Genomic DNA, 5089 nt, shown 5'->3' with positions numbered 1-5089 from the left:
GCCTGGATGCCGCCGCGCACGATCTCGGCGATGAAGCCCGCCGTATAGGTGACGAGGGCCGCCAGCAGCGCGACGAATTCGGGGATCACGACGAAGCCGCCGCGGTAATTGAAGCCGCGCAGCACCGGCACGTCCCAGCGCACGGCGAGTCCGGCCCAGGTGACGGCCAGAGCGGGCACGATCAGGACGAACAGGATGCCCAGCATGAGCACGGGCGCATCGCGGCCGGTCTCCTCCTTGCGCCGGCGTGCCCAGCGCATCACCAGCCACTGTATGAGCCAGGACAGGAGCATGATCGCCAATGCCCAGCGGAAGGGCGCCGGCGAGTCGGGCAGCGGCATCGTCAGGCCGCGATTATTGAGGAAGGCGACGCCGAATAGGCTCAGCGAGGCGCGTGGCGCCGGCAGGGCCGCGATCACGCCGAAATACCAGAACAGGACGAAGAACAGCAGCGGGATATTGCGGACGAACTCGATATAGGCACCGGCAATCGTCGAGAGCAGCCAGTGCGAGGACAACCGCGCGATGCCGATGATGAAGCCGAGCACGGTGGCGAGCGCGATCGCGATCACCGTGACGAGCATCGTGTTGGYGATGCCGACCCAGAACAGCGCGAGGATGTTGTCCTGCTGGGTGTAGCCGGTCAGGACGAAGGGAACCTCGATCCCCGAAGTGCGCCAGAGAAAGTCGAAGCCCGACGCGATGCCGGCCTTGACCATGTTCTCCGAGGCGTTGCGCACGAACCAGACGATCGCGCCGACGAGCCCAAGCACGAGCGCGACCTGATAGAACAGGTCGCGCACCCGCTTGTCGTTGATGAAGGACAGAACGCTGGCCACGGTTGCCGCCTCTTAGACAAGTGGCGAAGGAGGGGCCCCATTCCTTGCGGAGCGTAGCGCAGGCCCGGAAACCATCGAAAGGCGCTGCGCGCTGCGATGGCTTCCGGAGCTGTACGGCTTCGCCGCCTGCCCGGAATGACGCCCGGTTTCTCGAAGCACCGTCAGGCGCCTGATGCCGTGGTTCTCACTGGAAAGGCGGCGTGAACAGCAAGCCGCCCTTGGTCCAGAGCTGGTTCTGGCCACGCTCGAGCTTCAGCGGCGAGCCCATGCCGACCGAGCGCTCATAGCTCTCGCCATAATTGCCGACCTGCTTGATGGCCTTGTACATCCAGTCGTCCGGCAGGCCCATCATCGCGCCGAAACCGCCTTCGACGCCAAGCAGGCGGCGGACTTCCGAGTTCTTCGAATTGGCCTTCATCTCATCGACATTGGCCGAGGTGACACCGAGCGCCTCGGCGGCGATGGTGCCATTCAGCACCCARCGCACGATCAGCTGCCAGCGCTCGTCGCCGTAGCGCGTTACCGGCCCCTGGGGATCGTTCGAGATCGGCTGGGTCAGGATGATGTGCTCGTCGGGGACCTTGAGCTTGGCGCGCTGGCCGGCGAGCGCGCCGACGCCGGCGGTATAGGCGTCGCAGCGGCCGGCATCATAGGCGGCGATGGCGTCGTCGTTCTTCTGGAAATTGGTGATCGTGACCTTGAGGTTGCGCTCGCGGAACCAGTCAGCCGCGTTCTTCTCTTCGGTCGAGCCGGCTGCGACGCAGACCGAGGCGCCATCGAGATCGGCCGCCGTCTTGGCATTGGTCGACTTGCGGACGATGAAGGTCTGGCCTTCGTAGAAATTGATGCCCTGGAAGTTCAGGCCCAAGGTCGCGTTGCGCGAGAAGGTGATGGTCGAGTTGCGCGAGAGCAGGTCGACCTGGCCCGATTGCAGGATCGGCCAGCGCTGCTGAACCGAGGTCGGCGTGAACTTCACCTTGGTGGCATCGCCCAGCACGGCCGCAGCCAGTGCCTTGCAGTAATCGACATCGAGCCCCGTCCACTCGCCCTTGTCATTGGCGAAGGAGAAGCCGGGCAGGCCGAGATGCACGCCGCATTCGAGATGCCCGCGAGCCTTTATGGCATCCAGCGTCGGGCTCGGCGCCAGCTGTTGCGCATGGGCGGAGGTCGCCGCGACTGCGAGGGCGGCTGCGGCCCCCAGGATCATCATCTTCGTCATTGTCATTCCCCCGAAGCCTGGGCGGCTTTCTGCATGGTGGCGCGACTATGCAACAGCTGAGCGGCGAAGGGGAGTGGGTGGAATTCGAATCCCGGATGCGATGTCGAGTGGAAGACGGCTGGCGGCACCGTCATCCCTGCATCACTGCGCGGTCATGATGGCCTGCACGAATCCGTCTTCGACATAGGTGACGCTGCCATCCGGCAGTCCGAGGATGCGGTCAATGGCGATGCCCTGGAAACGCAGCTGCTGATCGAGCGCATCGATCGCCGCCGGAGCGTCCGGGGTTCCCGATGCCGAGATCGCCCGGGCCATGGCGTCGTGACTGGTGGCGCTGAGATGCAGCACGATCTCGGCTGCGATTCCGGCATCGGGCACCTTGAACACGCCTTCGGCCTTCCCCGCCGCGATGATGCGGGTGAGCACCGGGACCGCGAGCGGGATCACGGTTGCGTTGATGCGGTGATAGAGCACGATGTTCTCGGGCTTGAAGAGGACATCGAATGTCGCTCTGAGCCGGGGTGCATCCTCGAGCTTGATTTGCCGGGCGCGCGCCAGAAAGCCGTTCAATCGCGCAAGCGGTGGGAGATCGGGCGCCTCCGTCAAATCCGTGAGGCGTTCGACCGAGGTCAGGGCGAGCCGAGACGCCAAGGCGGCGAGCAGGTCCTCCTTGGCGGTGAAGTGGTGATAGAAACCGCCCTTCGAGATGCCGGCACGTGCAATCACATCGTTGATCGTCGTGCGCTCGTAGCCGCGTTCGAAGAACAGCGCCTGGGCGCAGTCGAGCAGCTCGTTCCTGCGATCATCGGGGTGTTTCACCACGCGGGGCATGCCGGTTCGGTCTCTCCAACTTGACGACCGACCGTCGGTCTGTAAAATGACCGACGGTCGGTCTGTAACTTTAGCGCCTGGATCGATGCGGGGGCAATGAATAATCGCGTCGCGCCATGCTGCTGCTGCTGCCGCCTCCTCCTGGGAGGGATGCCTTGAAGCTCGTTCGTCGTCTGCTCGTCCTGGCCGCGCTCGCCGTCGCGACTGCGGCCTACTGGTCCGCCACCCGGCCGGCGCAGGTCTCCAGCGTGCTGGCGAAGCGTGGCGACGCGGCGGCCATCGTCTATGCGACGGGCGTCGTCGAGCCTCGGACCTGGGCCAAGGTGACCCCGCTCATCCGCGAACGCATCGTCGAACTCTGCAACTGCGAAGGCACCCGGGTCGAGGAGGGGCAGATTCTGGCCAGGCTGGACAGGGCCCAGGCCGAGGCGACGCTGGCCGAAATGAAGGCGCGCCATGCCCTCGCCTCGACGGAGCTTGAGCGGCTTTCGACGCTTGTCGAGCGCAAGGTCGTCACCCAGCAGGCGCTTGATCGCGCCCGCAGCGAAATCGGCCAGGCCGCGGCGCTTGTCGCAGGCCAGACTGCCCGGCTGGAGAACTATCTGCTCCGCGCGCCGATGCGTGGCACCGTCCTGCGCCGCGACGRCGAGGTTGGCGAGATCGCCGAGCCCGGCACGGTGCTGTTCTGGATTGGCGAGGCGAAGCCGCTGCGCGTCGTCGCCGAGGTGAACGAGGAGGACATTCCCCAGGTCAAGGTCGGCCAGAATGTCTTGCTGACGGCCGATGCCTTCCCGGGCCGGAAGCTTGAAGCCACGGTCGACAGTATCACGCCCAAGGGCGATCCGATCGCGAAGAATTATCGTGTCTATCTGTCTTTGCCGGATGAGACGCCCGTGATGATCGGCATGACAGTCGAGATCAATGTCATCGTGCGGGTGTCGCAGAATGCCCTGCTGCTGCCGAACAACGCCGTGCACGACAATGCGGTATTCGTCGTCGAGGGCGATGTCGTGCGCCGCCGCGAACTGACGATCGGTATCCGCGGCACGAGCGAGGTGGAGGTTCTCTCGGGGGTGCCGGACACGGCGCGCGTCGTTGCGCCCTATCCCGAACGTCTCAGTGACGGCACGCACGTCAGGGCTCAGGGAGGGTGAGGCCATGCGGCTGATCCTCGATCTTGCCTTGACACATATCCTCGGGCGCGGTCGGCAGACGCTCGTCGCCGTGCTCGGCGTGGCGCTCGGGGTCGGCTTCTCCATCGCCATGGCGGCCCTGATGCAGGGGGGCGAGGACGATTTCGTCGCGAGGCTCGTCGACACCATGCCGCATGTCGCCATCACCGACGAACGGCGCGCCGCACGCCGGCAACCCGCGCAGGACCAGTTCGCATCGGTTCAGATCGCCGGGCTGAGACCCAAGGACGATCGTCGCGGTATCCTCAACCCGACCGAAGCGACGGCACTGCTGAGAGCCTGGGTTCCCGGCCGGATGGCATCGGGCCTGAAGACGCAAGGGGTGGTGCGCTATGCCGGGCGCGATGTCGGCATCGGCATCATCGGCATCGAGCCGCAGGCCGAAATGCGCGTCTCGTCGATCGCCAGGGATTTCCGCCAGGGGAGCTTCACCTCGCTGATCGCCGGGGGCAACAACATCGTCGTCGGCGACCGCCTGGCCCAGCGTCTTGGTGCCGAACTCGGAACAACCGTAACGGTGGTCTCCTCCACCGGCCAGACCCGTGCCTTCAAGATCGTCGGCCTGTTCCATACCGGAACGACCGCGCGTGACGAGGGAGAGGGCTATGTTCTGCTCAAGAACGCTCAGATCCTGAGCGAGCGGCCGAACGCGATCAACGAGATCCGCCTGAAGCTCGACGATCCCGCTTCCGCTYCCCAGGTGGCACGGCGCGCGGAGGCGCTGATCGGCTACAAGGCGGTCGCCTGGCAGGAGGCGAACGAGTCGCTGCTTGAGGCTTTGGTGATCCGCAATGTCATCATGTACACCGTCGTCGGCGCCATCCTGCTGGTCGCCGGCTTCGGCATCTTCAACATCATCTCGACCATCACCCATGAGAAGGCGCGCGACATCGCCATCCTCAAGTCGCTTGGCTTCACGGAAACCGACATGCGCCGTCTGTTCCTCCTGGAGGGGCTTGTGCTCGGGGCTGGAGGTTCGCTGATCGGCTGGGCGGTCGGCCTTGCCC

5 protein-coding genes are annotated in these 5089 nt (G+C 65.3%); 2 read left to right on the top strand and 3 right to left on the bottom strand.

The genetic code is table 11. The features are described from left to right. The 3 genes from AC1D34_RS33865 to AC1D34_RS33855 form a co-directional block, all read right to left on the bottom strand. The coding region (locus AC1D34_RS33865; RefSeq protein WP_476826606.1) for an ABC transporter permease subunit at positions 1 to 839 on the bottom strand (839 nt) is incomplete at its 3' end. Between the two features lie 184 nt (positions 840 to 1023). Beyond that, the gene (locus tag AC1D34_RS33860) at positions 1024 to 2058 is read right to left on the bottom strand and encodes an amino acid ABC transporter substrate-binding protein (RefSeq protein ID WP_113516799.1); all 1035 of its coding nucleotides are present in this window, start codon (positions 2056 to 2058) and stop codon (positions 1024 to 1026) included. Between the two features lie 141 nt (positions 2059 to 2199). After that, positions 2200 to 2889 carry a TetR/AcrR family transcriptional regulator gene (locus AC1D34_RS33855; protein WP_441491932.1) on the bottom strand — a complete coding sequence of 230 codons (690 nt, stop codon included), beginning with the start codon at positions 2887 to 2889 and terminating at the stop codon, positions 2200 to 2202. 155 nt (positions 2890 to 3044) lie between these two features. On the opposite strand from AC1D34_RS33855, the gene AC1D34_RS33850 reads away from it, so the two are divergent. Further along, on the top strand, positions 3045 to 4043 hold the full coding sequence (locus AC1D34_RS33850; protein ID WP_476826605.1) for an efflux RND transporter periplasmic adaptor subunit: 999 nt from the start codon (positions 3045 to 3047) through the stop codon (positions 4041 to 4043). A gap of 4 nt (positions 4044 to 4047) precedes the next feature. After that, positions 4048 to 5089 (top strand): ABC transporter permease (locus AC1D34_RS33845; protein ID WP_476826604.1); only part of this gene is annotated, 1042 nt, incomplete at its 3' end.

The sequence above is a fragment of the Allobosea sp. P1_A7 genome (assembly GCF_056406775.1).
This window is presented reverse-complemented; position numbering and strand designations above follow the sequence as displayed.

Bases quoted from the DNA above. Each gene is read 5' to 3' on its own strand.
- AC1D34_RS33855 (WP_441491932.1), bottom strand. From the start codon at position 2,889: ATGCCCCGCGTGGTGAAACACCCCGATGATCGCAGGAACGAGCTGCTC.